General features: G+C 60.3%; 21 protein-coding genes and 1 rRNA gene. 10 read left to right on the top strand and 12 right to left on the bottom strand.

The genetic code is table 11. From position 1 onward, the window contains the following. Positions 1-286 precede the first annotated feature (286 nt). The 3 genes from MHX61_RS08700 to MHX61_RS08690 all read right to left on the bottom strand — a co-directional run bounded on the left by MHX61_RS08700 (position 287) and on the right by MHX61_RS08690 (position 2,994). A complete protein-coding gene (locus MHX61_RS08700; protein ID WP_239194172.1) occupies positions 287-1,150 on the bottom strand; it encodes an aldo/keto reductase in 864 nt (287 codons plus the stop codon). A gap of 69 nt (positions 1,151-1,219) precedes the next feature. After that, positions 1,220-1,579: an FKBP-type peptidyl-prolyl cis-trans isomerase gene (locus tag MHX61_RS08695; protein WP_005323855.1), complete on the bottom strand. Its 360-nt coding sequence runs from the start codon at positions 1,577-1,579 to the stop codon at positions 1,220-1,222. A 122-nt stretch (positions 1,580-1,701) separates the two neighbouring features. Beyond that, positions 1,702-2,994, bottom strand: a complete 1,293-nt coding sequence (locus tag MHX61_RS08690; RefSeq protein WP_204609838.1) for a citrate synthase — start codon at positions 2,992-2,994, stop codon at positions 1,702-1,704. 160 nt (positions 2,995-3,154) lie between these two features. Between MHX61_RS08690 and serC the strand changes: the two genes are divergently transcribed. The 3 genes from serC (at position 3,155) to MHX61_RS08675 (ending at position 6,094) form a co-directional block, all read left to right on the top strand. Beyond that, positions 3,155-4,273, top strand: coding sequence for a phosphoserine transaminase (serC, locus tag MHX61_RS08685; protein ID WP_239194170.1), 1,119 nt, complete (start codon positions 3,155-3,157; stop codon positions 4,271-4,273). A 112-nt stretch (positions 4,274-4,385) separates the two neighbouring features. Then, positions 4,386-5,261 carry a septation protein SepH gene (gene sepH / locus MHX61_RS08680; RefSeq protein WP_239194168.1) on the top strand — a complete coding sequence of 292 codons (876 nt, stop codon included), beginning with the start codon at positions 4,386-4,388 and terminating at the stop codon, positions 5,259-5,261. Between the two features lie 2 nt (positions 5,262-5,263). Then, positions 5,264-6,094 (top strand): hypothetical protein, encoded by an 831-nt coding sequence (locus MHX61_RS08675; RefSeq protein ID WP_239194166.1) that lies wholly within the window; start codon positions 5,264-5,266, stop codon positions 6,092-6,094. Here the strand turns inward: MHX61_RS08675 and MHX61_RS08670 are convergent. Genes MHX61_RS08670 through MHX61_RS08660 form a run of 3 tightly spaced genes read right to left on the bottom strand, consistent with a single transcriptional unit; the run spans position 6,055 to position 8,992 of the window. After that, on the bottom strand, positions 6,055-6,861 hold the full coding sequence (locus MHX61_RS08670) for an RNA methyltransferase (RefSeq protein ID WP_204609844.1): 807 nt from the start codon (positions 6,859-6,861) through the stop codon (positions 6,055-6,057). The genes MHX61_RS08675 and MHX61_RS08670 overlap by 40 nt on opposite strands. A 9-nt stretch (positions 6,862-6,870) precedes the next feature. Then, positions 6,871-8,274 (bottom strand): NCS2 family permease, encoded by a 1,404-nt coding sequence (locus tag MHX61_RS08665; protein WP_239194164.1) that lies wholly within the window; start codon positions 8,272-8,274, stop codon positions 6,871-6,873. 49 nt (positions 8,275-8,323) lie between these two features. Next, positions 8,324-8,992 (bottom strand): DUF3027 domain-containing protein, encoded by a 669-nt coding sequence (locus MHX61_RS08660; RefSeq protein ID WP_204609848.1) that lies wholly within the window; start codon positions 8,990-8,992, stop codon positions 8,324-8,326. 38 nt (positions 8,993-9,030) lie between these two features. Here MHX61_RS08660 and MHX61_RS08655 point away from each other — a divergent pair, with 38 nt between their 5' ends. Together MHX61_RS08655 and MHX61_RS08650 are read left to right on the top strand one after the other, a co-directional pair. Beyond that, positions 9,031-9,795 (top strand): glutaminyl-peptide cyclotransferase, encoded by a 765-nt coding sequence (locus MHX61_RS08655; RefSeq protein ID WP_239194162.1) that lies wholly within the window; start codon positions 9,031-9,033, stop codon positions 9,793-9,795. A 6-nt stretch (positions 9,796-9,801) separates the two neighbouring features. After that, the gene (locus MHX61_RS08650; RefSeq protein ID WP_239194160.1) at positions 9,802-10,380 is read left to right on the top strand and encodes a DUF2771 domain-containing protein; all 579 of its coding nucleotides are present in this window, start codon (positions 9,802-9,804) and stop codon (positions 10,378-10,380) included. Here MHX61_RS08650 and MHX61_RS08645 read toward each other — a convergent pair. Continuing rightward, positions 10,377-10,757: a cold-shock protein gene (locus MHX61_RS08645; RefSeq protein ID WP_005323875.1), complete on the bottom strand. Its 381-nt coding sequence runs from the start codon at positions 10,755-10,757 to the stop codon at positions 10,377-10,379. The two genes, MHX61_RS08650 and MHX61_RS08645, sit on opposite strands and share 4 nt — an antisense overlap. A 321-nt stretch (positions 10,758-11,078) precedes the next feature. Here MHX61_RS08645 and MHX61_RS08640 point away from each other — a divergent pair, with 321 nt between their 5' ends. Beyond that, entirely contained in the window at positions 11,079-11,708 is a 630-nt protein-coding gene (locus MHX61_RS08640; protein WP_275435529.1) for a resuscitation-promoting factor Rpf1 domain-containing protein, read from the top strand. A gap of 87 nt (positions 11,709-11,795) precedes the next feature. Here MHX61_RS08640 and MHX61_RS08635 read toward each other — a convergent pair whose 3' ends face one another. Then, positions 11,796-11,981: a hypothetical protein gene (locus tag MHX61_RS08635; RefSeq protein WP_005329460.1), complete on the bottom strand. Its 186-nt coding sequence runs from the start codon at positions 11,979-11,981 to the stop codon at positions 11,796-11,798. A gap of 66 nt (positions 11,982-12,047) precedes the next feature. Between MHX61_RS08635 and MHX61_RS11355 the strand changes: the two genes are divergently transcribed. The 3 genes from MHX61_RS11355 to MHX61_RS08620 are packed head-to-tail and all read left to right on the top strand — an operon-like array spanning position 12,048 to position 16,305. Continuing rightward, a complete protein-coding gene (locus MHX61_RS11355; protein ID WP_304504374.1) occupies positions 12,048-14,063 on the top strand; it encodes a helicase-associated domain-containing protein in 2,016 nt (671 codons plus the stop codon). After that, positions 14,060-15,685 (top strand): DNA repair helicase XPB, encoded by a 1,626-nt coding sequence (locus tag MHX61_RS08625; protein WP_204609858.1) that lies wholly within the window; start codon positions 14,060-14,062, stop codon positions 15,683-15,685. Before MHX61_RS11355 ends, MHX61_RS08625 begins: the two co-directional genes overlap by 4 nt. Further along, on the top strand, positions 15,682-16,305 hold the full coding sequence (locus MHX61_RS08620; protein ID WP_150851107.1) for a DUF3239 domain-containing protein: 624 nt from the start codon (positions 15,682-15,684) through the stop codon (positions 16,303-16,305). Before MHX61_RS08625 ends, MHX61_RS08620 begins: the two co-directional genes overlap by 4 nt. A gap of 247 nt (positions 16,306-16,552) precedes the next feature. Here the strand turns inward: MHX61_RS08620 and MHX61_RS08615 are convergent, their stop codons facing one another. Next, entirely contained in the window at positions 16,553-17,185 is a 633-nt protein-coding gene (locus MHX61_RS08615; RefSeq protein ID WP_370658415.1) for an HNH endonuclease signature motif containing protein, read from the bottom strand. Here MHX61_RS08615 and MHX61_RS08610 point away from each other — a divergent pair. Further along, positions 17,099-18,333, top strand: a protein-coding gene (locus tag MHX61_RS08610; RefSeq protein WP_239194158.1) for an IS3 family transposase whose coding sequence is annotated in 2 segments (ribosomal slippage) — positions 17,099-17,387 and positions 17,387-18,333 — 1,236 coding nt in all. Because the reading frame shifts where the segments join, the coding sequence is not laid out codon by codon here. The genes MHX61_RS08615 and MHX61_RS08610 overlap by 87 nt on opposite strands. A gap of 966 nt (positions 18,334-19,299) precedes the next feature. Here the strand turns inward: MHX61_RS08610 and MHX61_RS08605 are convergent. From MHX61_RS08605 to rrf, 3 genes are all read right to left on the bottom strand, one after another. Beyond that, the gene (locus MHX61_RS08605; protein WP_239194156.1) at positions 19,300-20,433 is read right to left on the bottom strand and encodes a hypothetical protein; all 1,134 of its coding nucleotides are present in this window, start codon (positions 20,431-20,433) and stop codon (positions 19,300-19,302) included. Further along, positions 20,433-20,660, bottom strand: a complete 228-nt coding sequence (locus MHX61_RS08600) for a tRNA 2-thiouridine-synthesizing protein (RefSeq protein WP_239194155.1) — start codon at positions 20,658-20,660, stop codon at positions 20,433-20,435. Before MHX61_RS08600 ends, MHX61_RS08605 begins: the two co-directional genes overlap by 1 nt. Positions 20,661-20,754: 94 nt before the next feature. Continuing rightward, positions 20,755-20,859, bottom strand: a 5S ribosomal RNA gene (gene rrf, locus MHX61_RS08595); the annotation flags it as partial.

Below are 20,859 nucleotides of genomic sequence, written 5' to 3'. Positions count from 1 at the left end.
CATCGTCTCCTTGGGTGAGAGGAACTTAGGTCACACGAGATAGTGTGTCACTTCTCACTATCCACGTTGATCTGTAAGTTACAGAACATTTTCTGCAAGGTTGTAAACTCTGCCAAGAAAACCTTCCACTCCCCCACCCTTTTAACCCCATAGGCTTCACTGAACTGGAATAACATCTTTAGCAAACTACCCCCGAGGGAAGAATTTTTTACCCCTTGTAAAGATTGTTAACAGCCGCTTGGCAAAAGAAAAAGCCCCCGTGAGGGGGCTTAATCTGCGGTTGACGTTACTCTTCGTTGCCTGGGAACTCACGCGGGTCATTGAACATGCGGCCAAAGCCCTCCTGGCCCTCAAGGGCGTCAATAGCGGATACTTCCTCTGCCGTGAGCTCCAGCTCGGCGGCGGCCAAGTTTTCCTTCAGGCGCTCGGTGCGCGCGGACTTCGGGATGACAGAGATGCCCTTAGACATAAGGTACGACAGTACTACCTGTCCCTCGGTGGCCTCGTGGTCAGCCGCAGCCTGCTCAATGACGGGGTTATTGAGCACAACGCCGCGCGCCAGCGGGGCCCATGCCTCGGTGACGATGTCATTATCGTGATGGAAGGCGCGCAAGCTGGACTGGGTAAAGCCCGGGTGGATCTCCACCTGGTTGAGCACCGGAGAAATGCCGGTGGTGGAAATGAGGTCCTTGAGCACGTCCTCGTAGAAATTGGCCACACCGATGGACGCAATCTGACCCATACCCTGCAGGCGGGCGATAGCCTCAAAGGTCTCGTTGTACAGGCCGCCCTGCGGCCACGGCCAGTGGATAAGATACAGGTCGAGGTAGTCCAGCTGCAGATCCTTAAACGACTGCTGGAATGCCTCTTCCACCTTGTGCTCACCCTGGTGGGAGTGCCACACCTTGGAGGTAATAAAGAGCTCATCGCGGGTGACGTCGCCGGCATCCATTGCCTGCTTCAGGGCGGTGCCTACCGCCTCTTCGTTCTTGTAGAGCGTAGCGGTATCGAAGTGGCGGTAGCCCAAATCGATGGCCTCGCGGATGACGCGGATGCATTCCTCGTCATATAGCTTGTACGTACCCAAGCCCAGCTGGGGCATTTCGCGGTCATCATTGAAAGTTACGGTTGGCACAGTCATGCCCTCCATTGTGCCGCAGTTTTTCTGACCGCGCCGAAAACGACGAAACCCCAGGGCGAACCCTGGAGTTGAGCGCCTTTAGTCGGCGCGGATGAGGTCAATAATAAAGACCAAGGTGCGGCCGGACAGCGGGTGCGCACCACCTGCGGGACCGTAGGCCTTTTCCGGCGGAATGATGAGCTTGCGGCGACCGCCCACCTTCATTCCCGGAATGCCCTCTTGCCAGCCGGCGATGAGACCGGTCAGCGGGAACTCGATGGACTGGCCACGGTCCCACGAGGAATCGAATTCTTGGTTGGTCTCGTATTCAGCGCCGACGTAGTGGACCTCCACTACGGCACCAGGCTGCGCCTCAGCACCGTCGCCGACGACGATGTCTTCTACGACAAGGTCGGTCGGCGCTGGGCCAGACTGGGCTTCAATAACAGGCTTATCCATGGGGATTATTCTCCTTGGGAAATCTAGTTTGTTCGTGCGGTCGCATTAAAAACCGAACCGAGCTGCACCTATTATAGGTGCTACCACCCGATTCGGCTTAATTAGGCTGACCGCGGAGCGCTTTAACGCTCGCTACGCGGGGTGACCTTACGCAGGGACTCGCCGGTGTAAATCTGGCGCGGACGGTTGATCTTGGTGTTGATCTCCAGCTGCTCGCGGTACTGTGCAATCCAGCCTGGCAGACGGCCGATAGCGAAGAGGACGGTAAAGAAGTCCGTCGGGAAGCCCATAGCGCGGTAGATCAGGCCGGTGTAGAAGTCCACGTTCGGGTAGAGCTTGCGGGAGACGAAGTAGTCGTCATTCAGCGCAATATCTTCCAGCTTCATGGCCAGATCCAGCATTGGGTCGCCGCCCAGGTGCTCAATGATCTCGTGCGCGGTCTCCTTAACGATGGCCGCGCGTGGGTCGTAGTTCTTGTACACGCGGTGACCAAAGCCCATGAGGCGAACGCCCTTTTCCTTATTCTTCACGCGGTTCATGAAGTCGGTAGCGTCACCATCGTGGTTGTTCTGGATATCTTCCAGCATCTCCAGAACTGCCTGGTTTGCGCCGCCGTGCAGCGGACCGGACAGGGCGTTAATGCCGCCGGCGATGGAGACGAACATATTGGCCTGAGCGGAACCAATCATGCGCACGGTGGAGGTGGAGCAGTTCTGCTCGTGGTCAGCGTGCAGAATGAGCAGCTTATCCAGCGCCTTAGCTACAACCGGGTCCACCTCGTACTCCTCGGTGGGGTAACCGAACATCATGCGCAGGAAGTTCTCGCGGGCGTTCAGGCTATTGTCCGGGTACATATAAGGCTTGCCCTGAGACGCGCGGTAAGCATACGCAGCCAGCATTGGAACCTTAGCCAGCAGGCGGACGGTGGCCTTATCCAGCTGCTCCGGGTCCAGCGGGTTGAGCTGGTCCTGGTAGTACGCGGAAAGAATGTTAAGGGAGGAAGCCAGCACGGCCATTGGGTGCGCGTTGCGCGGGAAGATATTGAACGCGGCCTTGAAGTCCTCATCCAACAGGGTGTGGTGGCGGATTTCGCGGTTAAAGTGGCTGAGCTCTTCCTCGTTTGGCAGATGACCCTTGATCAGCAGATAGGAAACCTCGTTAAAGGAAGCGTTTTCCGCCAGGTCCGCGATATCGTAACCGCGGTGGCGCAGGATGCCCTCTTCACCGTTAATGAAGGTGATCTTGGACTCGGTGGAACCGGTGGAGGTATAACCAGGGTCGAAGGTAACGAGCCCGGTCTCGTTACGGAGCTTGGAAATGTCAAAGCCGGAGTCGCCCTCGGTGGACTGCTTGATGTCCATCTCGTACTCGCCGCCTGGGTACTGGAGCACTACCTTGTTGTCTTCAGAAGCCACGGAAGTTCCTTTCTCTATGTGAAGAGTCACTATTAAGCACTAACTTAAGGAAGCTAGCTTGATACCTCTTCACACTTTAGCAAACTTTGTGACGCCGCCAACAGGATTTGGCCGACTAAAATAACTGCCGTTCGACCGGAACTGTTCTACACTGACTTGCATGAGTACACCCGAACTTACGCTGCCTGCCGACCTCCTGCCTGCCGACGGCCGCTTTGGCTGCGGCCCCTCCAAGGTTCGCCCCGCCCAGCTTGCGGCCATTGACCCCGCGATCATGGGCACCTCTCACCGCCAGCCGGCAGTAAAGAACCTCGTAGGTTCGGTGCGGGAAGGCTTAAGCGATCTCTTCTCCCTACCAGAGGGCTACGAGATTATCCTTTCCCTAGGCGGCGCCACCGCCTTCTGGGATGCTGCCACCTTCGGACTCATCGAGCGCCACTCCGCCCACCTCACCTTTGGTGAGTTTTCCACTAAATTTGCCAAGGCCGCTGCGGGTGCACCCTGGCTCGATGCCCCCTCCATCGTGGAGTCCCCCGCGGGCACCGCGCCCGACCCACGCGAACTTTCTGCAGAGGCGGACGTCGTCGCTTGGGCACACAATGAAACCTCCACCGGCGCGATGGCAGAAGTCACCCGCCCGCACCCCCGCAATGATCAGCAGCTGGTGGTCGTGGACGCCACCTCCGGCGCGGGCGGCCTGCCCGTGCACATATCCGATACGGACGTCTATTACTTCTCGCCGCAAAAGTGCTTTGCTTCCGACGGCGGCCTGTGGCTCGCCGCCATGTCCCCCGCCGCGCTGGAGCGGATTGAGAAAATCAACGCCTCCGAGCGCTATATCCCCACCTTCCTCAACCTGCAGACGGCAGTAGATAACTCCCGCAAGAACCAGACTTATAACACCCCGGCAATCGCTACCCTGCTCATGCTGAATAACCAGGTCCAGTGGATGAATGCCAACGGCGGCCTCGACGGCATGGTTGAGCGCACTACCGAATCCTCCACCACGCTGTATCGCTGGGCCGAATCCCGCCCGGAGGCCACTCCCTTCGTCGCGGAGCCTGCGTCCCGCTCGCTCGTGGTGGGCACCATCGACTTCGCCGAGTCCGTCGATGCCGCAGCGCTCGCCGCTACCCTGCGCGCCAACGGCATCCTGGACGTGGAGCCGTACCGCAAGCTGGGTCGCAACCAACTGCGCATCGGCATGTTCTCGGCCATCGATCCGGCCGATATCGCCAAGCTGACCCAATGCATCGACTACGTCTTGGATGCGAAATAACGCATCTCACCCAACATGCCCCGCCGCCTCGCAGGCCGCGGGGCATTTTCACGTTATAGTTGAATGCATCACAGATATGTCCGCCGTCGATAGGCAAAAGGAGCGCCCTATTATGCGCGAGCTGTTCCCAGTTGACAGCGAGTCGACCGAAACCTCTTTGGTGCTGCGCACCGAAGACGGCGAAGAGTTTTTCCTCTCCATCACCGATGAGCTGCGCGAGGCCCTGCAGGGCGAGCAGGAGGAAATCCCCGAAGAGGAACAGGCGGCTCCGGCCATCAGCCTGGCCAAGCCCTCCAAACCGGAACCGGTGGAAGAGACGAAGATCCGCCCGGCGGAGATCCAAAACCGCATTCGCGCCGGCGCCTCTGCGGCGGAGCTGGCGGAAGAAATGGGCGTGACCGAATCTCGCATCGAGCCCTTCGCTTACCCGGTCATGCTGGAGCGCAATCGTATCGCGGAGATTGCCAAGCAGGCCCACCCGGTCCGCGAGGATGGGCCGGCCAAGCTCACCTTGTGGGAGGTTCTGGCCACCGCCTTTGCCGCCCGTGGGCACTCGCTCTCCGAGTCCACCTGGGACGCCTACCGCCACCAGGGCGAAGCCTGGATCGTGCGCGTGACGTGGAAGGCCGGCCTGTCCGAGAACGAGGCCGAGTGGTACTTCAAGCAGTCCATGTCCTCGCCCGCCACGGTGGAAGCGCGCAACTCGGTGGCCGCGGACCTGACGGACCCGGATTTCGTGCAGCCGGTGCGCTCGCTAACCTCGCTGGGCAGCGGTCGCTATGACGAAGCTATCGATGGCGACCAGCCCAGCAACGTCACTGACCTCACCGCGCCGACCACCCCTCCGGAAGAGCCGGAGGAAGAGGAGTTCCTGCAGAACCCCTCGCCAGAAGAAAAGCCCACCAAGCGCCGCCGCAAGGCCGTCACCCCACATTGGGAGGACGTGCTGCTCGGCGTTCGCTCCAATACCAAGCGCCCTAGGGACTAATCGTGGACATCTCTCACGCAGTACTTACTCTCTGGTACATCTCTCAGCCCAACGCGGAAGAGGTGTTGAAGACCGAGCCCAAGGCGGATCGCGGCTTTGGACGGAAATTCCTCGCCCAGCTGGACCCGACCTTCCCGGTCACGCCGATTGGGCAATTCCCGCTCAACCGCTCCGCACAAACGGATCCGAACGAGTACTACATCGGCGGCTACCCCGGCATCACCGTGGTGCAAACAGTCTGCGAGGGGGATTCTGTTCTCCTTTCCCAGCTGCCGGACACGCTCCTTAATGCGGTGCCAGCCCAGCGCGTCATTGCGCTGGCGAGCAATGAGAAGGAAGGCTACGCCGGCTTCGCCCTGTGGGAGGGCGGCGAGCTCAAGCGCTGCCTATGCGCTACGCGCGAGCACCTCTACGAGGACACCGGCCTGCCCGAGCCCTTCGAGGCACCCTACTGGGCGGGCGAAAAGTACGAGCCGCTCGGCGGTATCTCCCTTCCCTTCGAGCCGCAGGGCATCATGGAAGCGGCGCAGGAATACTGGCTTGGCATTGAGGTCGGGCACGATGGCCCGGACCTAGACGTCGTGGGCTACGCCGTCGATGGCCGCCCAGAGCCAAAGATCGACCCGCCGAAGCCGAAGCGGACCGTGGGAGAACTAGCCGCGCAGTCCGCCAATAAGCTGGGTCTGAACGACTATGACGACTACGAGGACCACAGCGCCGAGCCGGAATCCACCGGCGAGGAAATCATCTCCACCGCCAAGCACTTGGGATCGCTCATTGGCAATTGGAGCGCTCAGACGTTTAAGTCGCTCAAGGAGCGCTGGCGCTCATAAAAGGAAATGGCGGCGGCGGTCGCCACATTAAGAGAATCGGTGCCAGGGGCCATCGGTATGCGTGCGCGTATATCGGTGGCCTTCATTGCGTGTTCGGTAAGCCCGGGGCCCTCCGCGCCAACGAGCATCGCCACCTTATCCAGGCCATGCATGGCCTCGGCCAAGTGCACCGCTTCGGGGTTGGGGGTTAGGGAAATGAGGGTAAAGGAGGCGTCGGCAAGCGCCTGCAAGGAACGCTGCCAGGTAGTAAACCCGCCTTCTAAATGGGCAAAGGGCAAGCGCAGCACGTGCCCCATGGACACGCGCACCGAGCGCCGGTAGAGCGGATCCGCCGCACCGGAGCCGAGCAACACCGCATCCACGCCCATGCCGGCGGCATGGCGGAAAATGGCGCCGATATTTTCATGATCGCCCACGCCCTCGAGCACGGCGATGGTCTGGGCGGAGTCCACGATCTCGCTCACCTCCGGCTCAGGGGCGCGGTCCGCAGCGGCGACCAGCCCGCGGTGCATATCGAAACCGGCCACCTCCGCTAGGGTCTCGCGAGAGACCTCGTAGATGGGGCATTCCGGCTCGCCATACTCAGAAATATAGGCCTCCACTTTCTTGGGAAAACCCACGAGGCAGCGCATGGGGAACCGGGATTCGGCCAGCCGGGAGACCACCAGCGGGCCCTCAGCAATGACGAGACCCTCGCCGGACCTATCGGATTTGTTGAGGTTCCGAATATCGTCCAGGCGAGGGTCTGCGGGGTCAGTAATCAGCATGCCCTTAGGCTAGCCGATGGCATTGGAAATCGGATCCATGCCAAAGAAAATCACGAAGAGGCCTGCCAAGAGCCACATGATCCAGTGCACGTCCTTGGCCTTGCCGGCGAAAGTGGACATGAGCGCGAAGGAGATGAAGCCCACGCCGATGCCGTTGGCAATGGAATAGGTAAACGGCATGGTCACAATGGTCAGGAAGGCGGGGATGGCGATCTCCATCTTGGTCCAGCGGATCTCGGTCAGCTGCGCGGCCATCATTACGCCGACGATGACCAAAACCGGAGAGGCGGCCTCGATGGGCACGATTTCATACAGCGGCGTCAAGAACATCGCGGCGAGGAACAGCACGCCGGTCATGAGGTTGGCCAGGCCGGTGCGGGCGCCATCGGCAATGCCGGCGGAGGAATCCGCAAAGACGGTATTGGAAGAAGCAGAGCCCAGGCCGCCGGCCACGGCGCCAAAGCCCTCGACGACGAGGGCCTTTTTCATATCGGGGAGGTTGCCGTCGGCGTCGACAAGCTTGCCCTGCTTGCCCAGGCCGGTCATGGTGCCCATCGCATCAAAGAAGTTGGTCAGCAATAGAGTGAAAATCAGCAGCACCGTAGAGACCACGCCGATCTTGGTAAAGGCGCCCACCAGGTTCACATCGCCCACGATGGACAGATCCGGAATGCCGCCGAGCGCCTCCGGCTTCACGGGCGCGGCCATGCCCCAGTCCTCGGAGCCGGTAAACGCCTGGATAATAAACGCGATGATGGTGGTGAGCACGATGGCGATAAAAAGCCCACCCGGCACGTTCCGGATAACCATGAAGGAACAGATAATGAGGCCGATGACAAAGACCAGCGCCGGCCAGGTAGAAATCGAACCATTGACGCCCAGGCTCACCGGGACGGTGGTGTGCGCGGCGTCCGGCACGCGGGTGACAAAGCCGCCATCCACGAGGCCGATCATGGCGATGAACATGCCGATGCCCACGCCCATCGCCGCCTTCATGGACTGCGGGATGGCGTCAAAGACGGCGGTGCGGAAACCGGAGATGGCCAGCAGGACGATGATAATGCCCTCGATGACCACCAGGCCCATGGATTCTTGCCAGGTCAGCCCGCTGGTGGCAACCATGCTCACGCCCACGAAGGTATTCATGCCCAGGCCTGCGGCCATGGCGAAGGGATACTTGGCAATGGCGCCGAAGAGGATGGACATGACGCCGGCCACCAACGCGGTGGCGGCGGCGACCTGTGGCACGCCCAGCGCGTAGCCTTCCGCGTCCTCGGTAGTACCGAGGATGAGCGGATTCAAGAGGATGATATAGGCCATGGCGAAGAACGAGACCGTTCCCGCGCGTAGCTCGGTTCCGATGGAGGAACCACGTTCAGAGATATGGAAATAGCGATCGAGAGTGGCTTTCAACGCCTGCGCCTTTCACGTACAGCGAGTCTTACGCCATAAGTGTGCTGCCTTAATCCTCGATTTCAAAATCCTGGAAGATGGGCTTTTCATCATCGAAGGCCACTTCCGGGTTCTTTTCTTCCCGCACGCGCGTCTGCGAATGCGCACCGCAGCCATAGCGCGAGTGCACCACCCGGCCGTCCGCCGAGTACTCATTGGCGCAGACGCCATAGTTGTCCAACAGCTGCACATAAAACGCACAGGTGCGGCACTGCAGGCGCGCCTTGGCCGCCATATCCGTATTGGGCCCGAATTCGGTGCGCCAGCGCTTCTTGGCGTCTTCTAGGCCGGATTTAGACAAAGTTTCCCCATCCAGGCGGGAATCATCCACGGCCGGTGGCATCAGGTCTCCGGGGCCGAGGTCACCGGGGCGCACGCGATCCTCATAGGGCACCCATTCCGGCGGCTGCAGGGCCTCCCCTCCCGGCACCAGCGCCACCTCATTGACGGTGACGTAGCGCGATCCCTCCGCGCAGGCGAGCACCGCCTGCCATTCCCAGCCAGGGTAGCCAGGCATTTCTGCTTCAAATCGGTGGGTAGCAACGTTTCGGCCCATCCCGGCGACGCCGATATGCTTGCCGACGCCCCCTTCCCCCACCTCATCCAACGCCTCGCGCGCAATGCGCACGGCGCGGGAATCGATCAACGGATTTGCTTTTCGCTTACTCACGCCCCTCATTATTCATTATGGAGCGCACCCGGTGGTACATATGGTGCATGTCGTTTCTTTCCCGCGCCGCCTGCATTCTCCTCCCCTGCACGCTCGTCGCTTGTTCCTCTACCCCAGCAGAACCCGAAGTAGAACACCTCTCCGTCGAGGTTCTCGGCACCGCTTCCCTGCCGCCCAATTCCTTTACACAAGGCCTCGAAACCGATCCGGACGGCAACCTGCTCCTGGGAACCGGCCAGTGGGGCGAATCCCGCTTGGAGCGCTTCTCCCCCGAAACCGGCGAGACCTTGGCCGAAACGCGCCTGGACAAGCGCTACTTTGGCGAGGGAATCACCCAAGCCGGCGATTCCATCTGGCAGCTGACTTGGAAGTCCGGCCAAGCCCTGAAATACGACCACGACCTGCGCCAGGTAGATACGGCCACCTACTCGGGCGAGGGTTGGGGCCTGTGCAATACCGGCGAGGATCTCCTCATGTCCGATGGCTCCGCGACCCTGCGGCACATGGACCCAGAGACCTTCGCGGAGCGATCCACTACCGACGTCACCCTGGAGGGAAAGCCCCTCGAAGACATCAATGAACTCGAGTGCGTGGGCGATGCCGTCTACGCCAATGTGTGGATGGATGACAACATCTACCGCATCGATCCGTCCACCGGCCGCGTAACCGCCGTCATCGCTACCGACGCGATTGATAAGTCCCGCTATACCGACCCCGATGATGTCCTCAACGGCATCGCACACATTAAAGACGATGAGTTCTGGCTTACCGGCAAGCGGTGGGAAGAACTCTTCCACGTTCGAGTAAGGTAAAGGCCCATGGCAACCCGTAAGGAAGCAAGGAAAAAGTCGCTGCTGCAGATCTTGGCCCTCATCGTGGTCGTGGCGGTCATCGTCGCCGCCGTAGTGATCTTCCAGAACTGGTGGAACCAGCGCCCGGGTCCCGATCCCCGCGACATCACGGTCACCGCCTCCGTGGGCGATAAGTCCATCGACGTCGCCCCCTACATCGCATGCGAGCCCGGCACCGAGTGCCCAGAAGGCGAGGTCCCGAACCTCACCGTGGGCGATGATGACACCCTCAAGCTCGATATCCCCGAAGAAATCTCCGACCACGAGTGGAAGATTCTTTCCATCTACGATGACCCCGCCGCCAACGATGAAACCGCGCACGGCGCGAACGAGACCACCGAGGTATCGATCCCCGGCTCGGTAGACCCCATCAAGGCCTCTACCGGCAAGCGCCCCCGACTCAAGGTGGTGGAGATTTCCTCCATGATGATCGGCACCGATGACAACGGTGACGAAACCCCCTTGGCCACCGTGTGGTCGCTGACCACGATGACCGATAAAGAACGAGAAGCCTCCGCGGAGGAATCCACGAAGGCTTCTGATTAGCTATCCAAATCCTTCGCGATTGCGCGGAGGATTTCTGCTACCTGGCGCCCAGTCTTGCGCTCTGGGTAGCGGCCGGAATTGAGCACCGGCTGAATCTGCGACTCCAGCAAGGTCATCACGTCAGAGACCATGCTGCCGAGCTCTTCCGGCTTGCGGGCCGGCGTGCGGCGACGCGGCTTATCCAATACCTTGACCCGCAGCGCCTGCGGACCGCGGCGCCCGGCCGCGAAATCGAAGTCGATGCGCTGGCCGGGGAACAGTTCCTCTACTCCCTTGGGCAGCACGTTGCGGCCAACATAGACGTCTTCATCGCCCGGGTTGCTGACGAAACCGAAACCTTTCTCGGCGTCATACCACTTCACTTTGCCAATAGGCATAGGTACCCACCTCTTCTCTAGGGGAAAATCTTTATTTTAGCCGCCTGGTCAAAACAACAGAAGTTACGCGCACTAGCGCGACACACCCGCGTTATATGGCACAGATCACACTTCGCCACTCACCTGCACAAATGCCCCTACACTCGCCACATTCGCCCCATTTCTTTCCCATTTAGTGCCCATAACGTGACACTTTCGTTATAAACCGCTACGCTGTCCCACAGACATTTAAGAGCCGTTAAGAAAGTTGCCCTCGCCCGCCCTTTCTTTTTGGTACATATTCTTTGCACTTAATGCGGGCACACAGAGAGGACTAACTACATGGGACGCCACTCCGCTAAGAACCGTATGGCCGCTAAGTTCACCGCCGGCACCGTCGCCTTCGGCGCCGCCGCTGCCATCATGGCACCGACCGCATCCGCTGCCCCAGATTCCGACTGGGACCGTCTGGCACAGTGCGAGGCCGGCGGCAACTGGCACATCAACACTGGCAACGGCTACCACGGCGGCCTGCAGTTCAACCCGCAGACCTGGCAGGCCAATGGTGGCGGCCAGTTCGCTGCTACCGCTGACCAGGCTACCCGCGAGCAGCAGATTGTCGTCGCCGAGCGCGTGCTTGCTTCCCAGGGCTGGGGCGCATGGCCGGCTTGCTCCGCTTCCCTTGGCCTGAACTCCGCTCCGACCCAGCGCACCGCTCCGTCCGCTGCCCCTAAGGCTCCGGCCCAGGCACCGGCTCCGGTCAAGCAGGCTGCCGCTCAGAAGTCCGATGAGCTGGCCGTTGATGCTCTGTACAACACCATCAAGAATGCCGCTAACTCCTACGGCCTGGCTCTGCCCCCGCAGTTCACCGAGCTGTACAAGGCTAACCGCCACGACTTCAACAACTTCTACTCTGCCAACCGCAACGTCATCGACCCGATTGCGCAGATGATTGAGAACATCACCCGCTAAGACATAGCGAGAAAGGGCCCCTTTGCAGTAGCAAAGGGGCCCTTTTTGTATGAAAGAAAAATCCCCGCACCAAGGCGGGGACATACTCTAGCGATTGATGCGAGTATAAGGGTGAACGTAGTTCAGCTTCTCTGCCGGCATCGGCAAGATCAGATCATCGCCGTAGGGGCTGGATGCACCAGCAAAAGGCGCAGAGATTTCCGTGATTGCGTGCTCGCGATTTTCGTTCTTCGGCCAAGCCGGGGAAACGTGACCCTTCTTCTGATTCGACATAGCCCTTATTATTTCAAACCTTGCGCAAAAACGTAACTCAAACGATAACTAAACTGGGGTGACATCATGACTCAGTCTTCCCACCTCCCGCATTTCCGCACGTGGCTCGCCTCCCTTGAGGAAGAAGAGCTCGCCACCATCCTCCGCAACCGGCCGGATGTGCTCAATCCGCTACCCCCGAGCATCGCTGCGCTCGCCACCCGCCTACTACTGCGCACGTCTATCGCGCGGGCGCTCATGAACTGCACTGCACGGCAGCTTGCGGAAATCGAAGATATCGCGCGCCGCGGCGGAGAGCTCCAAGAGGTAGAAGACCTTAATCCGGATATCACCCGCCAGCTCAAGGAACGTGGCTTGGCCTACGGCAACATCCTCATCCCGCCCGAGGTCATGCCCGCCCTTCCCACGGGCTGGTCCCTCCTCGACCAGGTCCAGGTCAGCCCGGAGGACATCGCCGAGCTGCCGGACGAAGAACGGAAGGTTCTCCTGACCCTGTCGCGTTCCAATGGCCTGGGCACAACGCGAGATGCAGCCATCGATGCGGATCCGGCCCGGCCGATTCCGCGGCTCATCGCCAAGCAGCTGCTCCAGCGCGTGGACGCCACCACCGTCCGCCTGCCGCGCGCCGTGCACCTTGCGCTCAACGGCAAAACCACCGCACCGATTCCGGTGGAGGGAATCACCGAATCCCCTGCCCCGAATTCCAAGGCCGATGATGCCGGTACCGCGGCCGGACTATCCGCCGTGCGCGGCATGCAGCGCGTCATTGACGCCCTAGGCGCGCGGCCGATAGAACTGCTCAAGGACAAGACCGTCGGCGTTCGCCAGCTCACCAACCTGAGCAAAACCCTCACCATCGATGAAGGAGAGCTGCGTCGCCTCATTGAGCTCGGCATGAGCGCCCGTCTGCTCAGCCGCGGCGAACCGAAAAACTTCGAGGGCAACTTCCTCGCGCCAACGGAGCTTTCTCAGGACTGGCTCGATGCGGGCCTCGCGGAAAAATGGCAGCTTCTGCTCGAGGCCTGGACTGCCTCCCCATGGACCAAGGAAGGCCGCACGCTAGCGCACACTAATGACCGGCTGCCGGAATTTAGGCAAAAGGTCCTGCAGGTCTACCTGCGCGGCGCGAAGCCCACCTTCGAAGAATCCCTACGCTTCCACTTTCCGCTCTTTGCCACGCACACCTCGGACGAGACCATCGCCGAACTCCGCGCGGAAGCCGAGTGGATCGGCGCCATCGCCCTTGAGCGCCCCACCAGCGTGCTTATCGACGCCCCCGACGCCGCCGCCCGCCTCACCCCCGACACGGTCGATTACTTCCTCATCCAAGCGGATATGACGGTACTGGTTCCCGGCCCGCTCGATCCGGAGACCCACCAGCGGCTCGAAGCAGTCGCCGACCTCGAGTCCCCCGGCCTGGCCAGCGTCTACCGCATCTCGGACGCTTCCCTGCGCCGCGGCCTGGATCGCGGCATGACTGGGGAGGAAATCCAGGCATTCTTCGCCGCCCACGGGGAGGTGCCGCAGACGCTGGAGTTCCACATCGGGGACGTCGCCAAGCGCCATGGCACCCTGCGCTCCGGCCCGGCACTGTCCTACCTGCGCAGCGAGGACCCGGCTCTCCTCCAGATTGCGCTCAAGGCGGCGCCCCTGCGCCTGCTCGCGCCCAGCGTCGCGGTGTCCCAATTGCCGGTGCACGACTTGCTAGAGCGCCTGCGCGATCACGGACTTTCCCCTGCCGCAGAGGACGAAAGCGGCGCCAGCCTTACAGTCGCGCCCGAACCGGCCACCCTGCCGACGCCCACCGCCCGCCGAGCCACCGCTTCCCCGGACATCGCGAAGGCCATGCGCACCCTGCGCGACGACGCCGCGCCTTCCACGCCCAGCCTCGATGTAGTCCACGCCGCCGCGCGCACTGCCCGGCCAATCACCATCGGCTATGCGGATAAGAACGGCAACGAAAAGAAACGCACCGTCACCCCGCTGACCGTGGCGGGCGGGCAGATCGACGCTCGCGCGGCCGATGGCTCTACCATCCGGTTTCCCTTGCACCGGATCACCTCCGTTACGCTGGAGCCATGAATGGACCATTGATTGTGCAGTCGGATAAGACCGTCCTGCTCGAGGTGGATCATGCCCAGGCCGCCGAGGCCCGCGCCGCGCTCGCTCCCTTTGCGGAGCTCGAGCGAGCCCCCGAGCACGTGCACACCTACCGCATCACCCCGCTCGCGTTGTGGAATGCCCGCGCGGCCGGGCACGACGCCGAGCAGGTCGTCGACGTCCTGGAAAACTACTCCCGCTTTCCAGTCCCCCAAGCCCTGCTTGTCGACGTCGCCGAAACCATGTCCCGCTACGGCCGCGTCCGCCTCCACGCCCACCCGGCCCACGGCCTCATCCTCGAGTCCGATGAGCCGCCCATCCTGGAAGAACTTACCCGCGGCGCTACCGGAAAACTCCTCGGCGCGCGCATCGACGAGAACTCCATCGCCGTCCCGCCCTCCGAGCGCGGCCGCCTCAAGCAGGCCCTTCTCAAGGCAGGCTGGCCGGCCGAGGATCTCGCCGGCTACGTCGATGGTGAATCCCATCCCATCGCCCTCAATCACGACGGCTGGCAGCTGCGTGACTACCAGCAGTACGCCACCGAAGCCTTCTGGTCCGGCGGCTCCGGCGTCGTCGTGCTGCCGTGCGGCGCTGGCAAAACGATCGTCGGCGCGGCTGCGATGGCCAAGGCGGAATCCACCACACTCATCCTGGTTACCAATACCGTCGCCGGCCGCCAATGGCGCGACGAGCTCCTGCGCCGCACCACCCTGACCGAAAACGAAATCGGCGAATACTCCGGCGAAAAGAAGGAAATCAAACCCATCACCATCGCCACCTACCAGGTGGTCACGCGCAAAACTAAGGGCGAATACCGCGCCCTCGAGCTCTTCGATTCCCGCGACTGGGGCCTCATTATCTACGACGAGGTGCACCTCCTTCCCGCCCCGGTATTCCGGATGACGTCGGACCTTCAATCGCGACGTCGGCTAGGGCTTACCGCTACCCTCGTGCGCGAGGACGGCCGCGAGGGCGACGTCTTCTCCCTCATCGGCCCCAAGCGCTACGACGCCCCGTGGAAAGAGCTCGAGATGGCCGGCTATATCGCCACCGCCGAATGCATCGAGGTCCGCGTGGATATGGACGCCGAGGAACGCATGCTGTACGCCACCGTCCAACCTCGCGACCGCTACCGCATCGCCGCCCAAGCCGCCGCCAAACTCCGTGCGGTGGACAAGATCCTGGCCCGGCACCCACAGCAGGCGCTCATCATCGGCGGTTATGTCGACCAGCTCAAAGAGCTCGGCGCGCATCTCGACGCCCCCGTTATCGACGGCTCCACCTCCACCGCCAAGCGCGAGCGCCTCTTCCAACAATTCCGCGACGGCACACTTCCTGTTCTCGTGGTGTCCAAGGTGGCCAATTTCTCCATCGACCTTCCCGAGGCGGCCCTAGCTATCCAGGTCTCCGGTACCTTTGGCTCCCGCCAAGAAGAGGCCCAACGCCTCGGTCGGCTGCTGCGCCCCAAGGAAGAGGAAGCTCTTTTCTATTCGCTGGTCACCCGCGATAGCCTCGACGCGGACTACGCCGTGCACCGCCAGCGTTTCCTCGCCGAGCAGGGATATGCCTACCGGCTTATCGACGCACTAGACTTGGAACAATGAAAATCTTCAAGTTCGACGTAGACGAGTCCTTTGCCAAGGCCAATAACGAGCTCTTGCGCGATTCCAACCGCCTTCGTATCTCCGGCCTCGTGCTGGGCATCCTGCTCATCATCGGCGGCGCGGCCATCTGGTGGGGATTTTCCTGGGGCATTACCATCGGTCTCGGCATGATCCTTTTCGGAATCATGGTGGCCATCGTCGGCTTCGCCGCCGCCCGTAAAGTCGGCACCGCCCAGCAGCTCTATGACTCCTACCCCCTCGCCCCGGCCGTCATCGCTGAGGTCAACGAACGCGACATGGTCCTGCTCGCCCTGGTCAACACCAACGTGGATCCTTCCCTGCCTCCCCGCTGGGCCGCTTGCCTGCGCACCGTGACCGCTATTCCCGGCACCCAGCGCACCGTAGGCACCAAGGTTCCCGTTGCCGCTGTGTCCGGCCGCGCGGACAACAACCACTGGCAGCAAATCACCCCTATGCCCATTGCTTGGGGCACCCCCGACGCCGAAACCGTCACCATCGCCCGAAAGTCCATCCCCCAGGAAGAATGGCAGCGCCTCGAGCGCGCCCGCAAGCGCCTTTCGGACGTGAAGGCCACGAAGTTCGACCTCCTCGTACTCTAAAGCACCATAAGGCTATTTGGTTCACTACCACGTGCTCATGAGAAATAACCGATGCTCCACTTCCATGAGATCTCACCCATTAGCCTGAATAAAGCCCCATCTCCTGCCAAGGACAGCGCGAACGCGCAATGCACTCGGATACTCGGTTTAGGGCATGCTTTGCAGCTCGGTCGCCCTCGAAAAGGGACCGAGTAAAGCACTGAACATGCAGCCATGCCTGCGCGACCAAACCGCTGGGCTTGGGGTTCTATCTTTTCCCTTCATTACTTTTTGTTCGTTGTTGTTGGTGTGTGAGGTATTGGGCCCAGGTGTGGTTCCAGTGGGTGTGGTGTGTGGCTAATGGTCCCGTGGGGTGGTCTAGTTGGTAGGTGCCATCGCGGTGGAGCCAGGCGATGGTTCCGGTAATCGGGTCGAGGATGTAATGGACTCTGCGGTCGGTTTTGATGTTGTGGTGGTGTTGGCAGAGGTTTACTAAATTATCTGGGCTGGTAGGCCCGCCAAAGTGGTATTCGATGCGGTGGTCGAGTTGGCACCTAGTGGCGGGGACGGTGCAGCCGGGCCAGCGACAGGTGGCGTCTCTGCCTTGGGTGTAGGCGCGGATGTCAGTGGTGGGGGTGTAAGAGTCTATGTCGTCGGCGTTAAGCCTACGGATGAAGGTGTTGTCTGTGGGTGCGTGGTTGAGGTTTATCCATCCGGCACCGGGGTGAAAGACGAGGTTGGTGTCAGGGTTGGTTGTAAAGGTGTGAAGTGCCCCAGGTTTTGTTCCGTTTAAGTAGATGGGAAAATCTGGAATATGCCAAGAAAATTTGACCAGGATGCAAAGGACCGTGTGGTCCGTCTCGTGGAAGATCGCATCTTGGCAGAAAATATGTCGATGCAAGCCGCGTGCCAGGCAGTAGCTCCAAAGCTGGGGGTTTCATGGCATACGGCCCGTCAATGGACTCAACAGGCCCGTCGTGCGGGAAACATCCCAGAACCTGTGCCTGAAGATTTGGCCGCGGAAAACGCGAGGCTGCGTCGTGAAAATCAAGAGCTACGCGACACTAATGAGCTGCTGAAGGCCGCTTCAGCTTTTTTCGCGTCGGAACTCGACCCAAAACGTCGGAAATGATCCGGTTCATCGATGAATACCGGGTTCGTTTCTCTGTCGAGTTCATCTGTAAGACGTTGAAGAATAACCGGGCTGGTGGGTTCATCACCTCGCGTGGCTATCGCCAGTCCAAAGCCCGTGGGTTAAGTGCTCGTCGCCTTCGTGATGCTGTGCTGGTCGAACGCATTAGAACTGTTCATCGGGATAATTACGGTGTCTACGGTGTACGGAAAATGTGGCATGCTCTCCGCCGTGACGGAATTGATATCGGTCGTGAACAAACTGCCCGTTTAATGCGCTTGGCCGGTGTTTCTGGCAAAGGCAAAGGCAGATCACCTCTTACAACCCGTAAGCCTAACGTGCCTGATCTGCGCCCAGACTTGGTCGAGCGTGAGTTCAAAGCCCCCGGCCCGAACAAACTGTGGGTGGCTGACATTACGTATGTGCGCACGAAGAAAGGCTTTGTGTATGCCGCGTTTGTCACCGACGTTTACTCCCGACGGATCGTTGGGTGGGCGTTATCAGACTCCATGCGCACCGAAGCGTTGCCGCTGCAAGCTCTTAATCAGGCGATCGTGTGTGCTGAGGAAACAACAGGTCTCATTCACCATTCGGATCACGGCTCGCAGTACGTCAGCGTGGTCTACAACGAGCGCCTTGCCCAGCACGGGATTGCCGCTTCCACCGGAACTGTCGGGGATTCTTATGACAATGCTCTGGCTGAAAACGTTAACGGCTCCTACAAGAACGAGCTGATCCATACTCGCAGGTGGGATGATGTTGTCGAGGTAGAAATCGCGACGTTCGAGTGGGTGTCATGGTGGAACGAGATGAGGCTTCACCAAAGCTTGGGATACCGAACCCCAGTCGAAGTGGAAACCGATTTTTGGAAGCAGAACCCGCCGCAAGAAATAATAGAAATCAAGGCAAATGCCTAGGAACAAAACTCGGGGCACTTCAGTGTTGATGGCAACGCTGGTGTGGGTGTCTTCGAGGATGAGGTCGATGAGTCCTTGTGCTGCGGTGGTTGCGGTCTGGTTGGTGTAGGCGTCGATGTGGCGGGCGATGATGGTGGCGGTGGCGCTATCGCAGGTCAAAGATAGTGTGGTGGTGTTATCGGGGTTGTAGTTGATGCGCAGGCGTGGTTCGGGTTGTTGTTCTTTGTCTTCGGGGCGCAGGTGGGTGTCGATGAAGGTGCGGATGAAGCGGCGCAGATCTGCGTCGGTGGGGACGGTTTGGTTGGGTGTGGTGGGGGTGAGGAAGTCTGCGAGTGCGGCGTCGATGGCTTCGAGGTGGTCTGGGTTGTTGTCTAGGGGGTTGAGTTCGCGGTCGATGATGCGCAGTTTGGTCAGGTCGAGGATCCAGTGCTGGCCTTGGACTTGTGTGACGAGGGGTAGTTGGCGCATGCGGAAGTGGGCGCGGAGGAAGCCTAGGAGTTTGTGGTAGGAGATGCCGAGGTCTTTGGCGAGGCTGGTCAGGCTCAGGTCAACGTCGTCGTCTAGTTGGGGGAGGATGGCGCGGTAGAGGAACCAGGAGGTTTTGCGTGTGTAGGTGCCGGCTTTGCCGATGTGGTTGCCGGGAGCGTTCGTGGTGTAGAACGCTTCCGGGCTGTCTTGGTCTCCATCGGTGTCGTAGGCCGCGTCGGGGTGGTCACCGATGAGGAGGGTGTCTGGGTAGTCGAGGGTGGTATCTGGTTCGGGCGGGGCAAGTGTGGCAGTCATAAGCAGGGCACTCCAGAAGAGAAGAACAGAGTTCGTATGTGTTTTCTAACGAGTGCCTTTATAGTATCCCGACTAGTGGACATATACCTTGGGTGGGGGTGTTTATGTTCGAATAGGATACCCTAAACCCGCAGGGATCCCGAGAGTCCCACCCCACACACTAGCGGGGGTGAAAGCAAAGGTTTAGGGTTGGGCGGCGTCGGAAAGCTGGTTGCGAATTTCAGGGCAGTCAGCAAACTTCCGCTGTAGGCGACCTAAGAAGTCCTCAAATGAAGCCGGCTCAGCTGCTTTCTGAACTTTCCCGAGCAACTCATACGCTTGGTCGCGACCATAGGCATCTTCTGTCTCCAGCTTCTCCTCGATAAGCTGCATAAGAACGGGAATGGTTTCGACCGGCAGGTGCGGAAGAAGTCGTTCTGCCACATTGCGTTGGAGCCCGGCGTCCGAGGCTGTCGCCCATGCTCGTTGCGGATCGCGTAGGCACTGATACTGAAACATTGAAAGATCCCAGGGCCTATCGCGCAGCCGAGCCTCGATGTGCTCCACTGCGCTATCCCCCACCGCCGCAAAAAGACCTTTCGCTGCCGAAAGCCGTGGAAACGCGTCGAATACTCGCTCATTGACGTAAGGGCTGCGGTGAGGAAAGTGGACGTCGGTAATCGCGGCCCAACCACCAGCAATGTTGAACGTTTCCTCAGCGGGGAGGATTCGCATCGCTTCTTCCGAGTACGTGTAGGCAAGGTCGAACCGGCCGATCTCCGAAAGCCCGCTAATGAGCTGCTCGTATCCGTCCGTGTGGGTACGAAATACCTCCTCGACAGAACCGGAAAGCACCGCTAACCGACGACCGACAAACTCACCCTGCGCACGCCCGCGCAGCTCTTTGAGGCCTTCAGGTCCTAGAGCCTGCGCGTACTGTACGGGGTCGATATAAACCTGCTCCGCATACGGCGACTCGAGAACGCCCAAAAGCCACTCGGCCAAGCGCAGACCGTCAACCTGGGCCAATTGGGCGGCCTGAGGTAGTTCCTGGGCCAAGCGTTCCGCGCTCCAGATCAAGGACCCAACTGGATCATTAACCAGCGGCAACTGTAGCAGAACCTCTTCTAGCGCCCGTTGCGCGACCGGGAAGACGTCGCAAGGCTCTATTGACTTGACGCCTTCGCTGGTCAAGTGTTGAGGCTCATCAATTGCCACATTCAAAAGCACACCCGCCTGCCACACCTGGTCGGCGTACGCCCGTGAATCGTCGGGATCAGTCAGATTCAAACCTGAGGGGGTTACAAGGGTGTTGGTTGCTTCGTCAAGCGTCTGCACTACTTCTGGCATTCCTTTAGATCCGCGAGAAACTCCTTAAGCGCTTCCGTGAGCTCCCATATTTGGTTACGCTCCTCCTCAAACATGCGGTCAACGAGGAAATCCACGCCGGCCAAATCATCCGGATGCAGGCTGTCCAAGTAAGCCAGCAGCTTATCGACGCCTTCGAGGCCAAGAATTCCTTGCTCGACCCGGTCCGCCACATAAGAAATTTGCTTTTGGTCCATGGTGAGGAGAATAGCAAAACATAAAAAGAAGGAGACGGTGTTTAACCGTCCCCTTCTTATTGTTTCTGTATTTTGTTGTGTTTTTGTTGTTTGGTGTCGGCGGTGACTTACTCTCCCACAACCTCCCGGTTGCAGTACCATCAGCGTGTGCAGGCTTAGCTTCCGGGTTCGGAATGGGACCGGGCGTTTCCCTGCAGCT

The sequence above is a fragment of the Corynebacterium sp. ACRPF genome (assembly GCF_022347395.1).
GTDB classification, from domain to species: domain Bacteria; phylum Actinomycetota; class Actinomycetes; order Mycobacteriales; family Mycobacteriaceae; genus Corynebacterium; species Corynebacterium tuberculostearicum_D.
This window is presented reverse-complemented; position numbering and strand designations above follow the sequence as displayed.

Excerpts from the sequence above, each read along its gene's own strand:
- MHX61_RS08700 (WP_239194172.1), bottom strand. The coding sequence starts at position 1,150 with ATGGAGGGCATGACTGTGCCAACCGTAACTTTCAATGATGACCGCGAA.
- MHX61_RS08695 (WP_005323855.1), bottom strand. The coding sequence starts at position 1,579 with ATGGATAAGCCTGTTATTGAAGCCCAGTCTGGCCCAGCGCCGACCGAC.
- serC (WP_239194170.1), top strand. The coding sequence starts at position 3,155 with ATGAGTACACCCGAACTTACGCTGCCTGCCGACCTCCTGCCTGCCGAC.
- sepH (WP_239194168.1), top strand. The coding sequence starts at position 4,386 with ATGCGCGAGCTGTTCCCAGTTGACAGCGAGTCGACCGAAACCTCTTTG.
- MHX61_RS08670 (WP_204609844.1), bottom strand. The coding sequence starts at position 6,861 with ATGCTGATTACTGACCCCGCAGACCCTCGCCTGGACGATATTCGGAAC.
- MHX61_RS08660 (WP_204609848.1), bottom strand. The coding sequence starts at position 8,992 with ATGAGGGGCGTGAGTAAGCGAAAAGCAAATCCGTTGATCGATTCCCGC.
- MHX61_RS08655 (WP_239194162.1), top strand. The coding sequence starts at position 9,031 with ATGTCGTTTCTTTCCCGCGCCGCCTGCATTCTCCTCCCCTGCACGCTC.
- MHX61_RS08650 (WP_239194160.1), top strand. The coding sequence starts at position 9,802 with ATGGCAACCCGTAAGGAAGCAAGGAAAAAGTCGCTGCTGCAGATCTTG.
- MHX61_RS08645 (WP_005323875.1), bottom strand. The coding sequence starts at position 10,757 with ATGCCTATTGGCAAAGTGAAGTGGTATGACGCCGAGAAAGGTTTCGGT.
- MHX61_RS08640 (WP_275435529.1), top strand. The coding sequence starts at position 11,079 with ATGGGACGCCACTCCGCTAAGAACCGTATGGCCGCTAAGTTCACCGCC.
- MHX61_RS08635 (WP_005329460.1), bottom strand. The coding sequence starts at position 11,981 with ATGTCGAATCAGAAGAAGGGTCACGTTTCCCCGGCTTGGCCGAAGAAC.
- MHX61_RS11355 (WP_304504374.1), top strand. The coding sequence starts at position 12,048 with ATGACTCAGTCTTCCCACCTCCCGCATTTCCGCACGTGGCTCGCCTCC.
- MHX61_RS08625 (WP_204609858.1), top strand. The coding sequence starts at position 14,060 with ATGAATGGACCATTGATTGTGCAGTCGGATAAGACCGTCCTGCTCGAG.
- MHX61_RS08620 (WP_150851107.1), top strand. The coding sequence starts at position 15,682 with ATGAAAATCTTCAAGTTCGACGTAGACGAGTCCTTTGCCAAGGCCAAT.
- MHX61_RS08600 (WP_239194155.1), bottom strand. The coding sequence starts at position 20,660 with ATGGACCAAAAGCAAATTTCTTATGTGGCGGACCGGGTCGAGCAAGGA.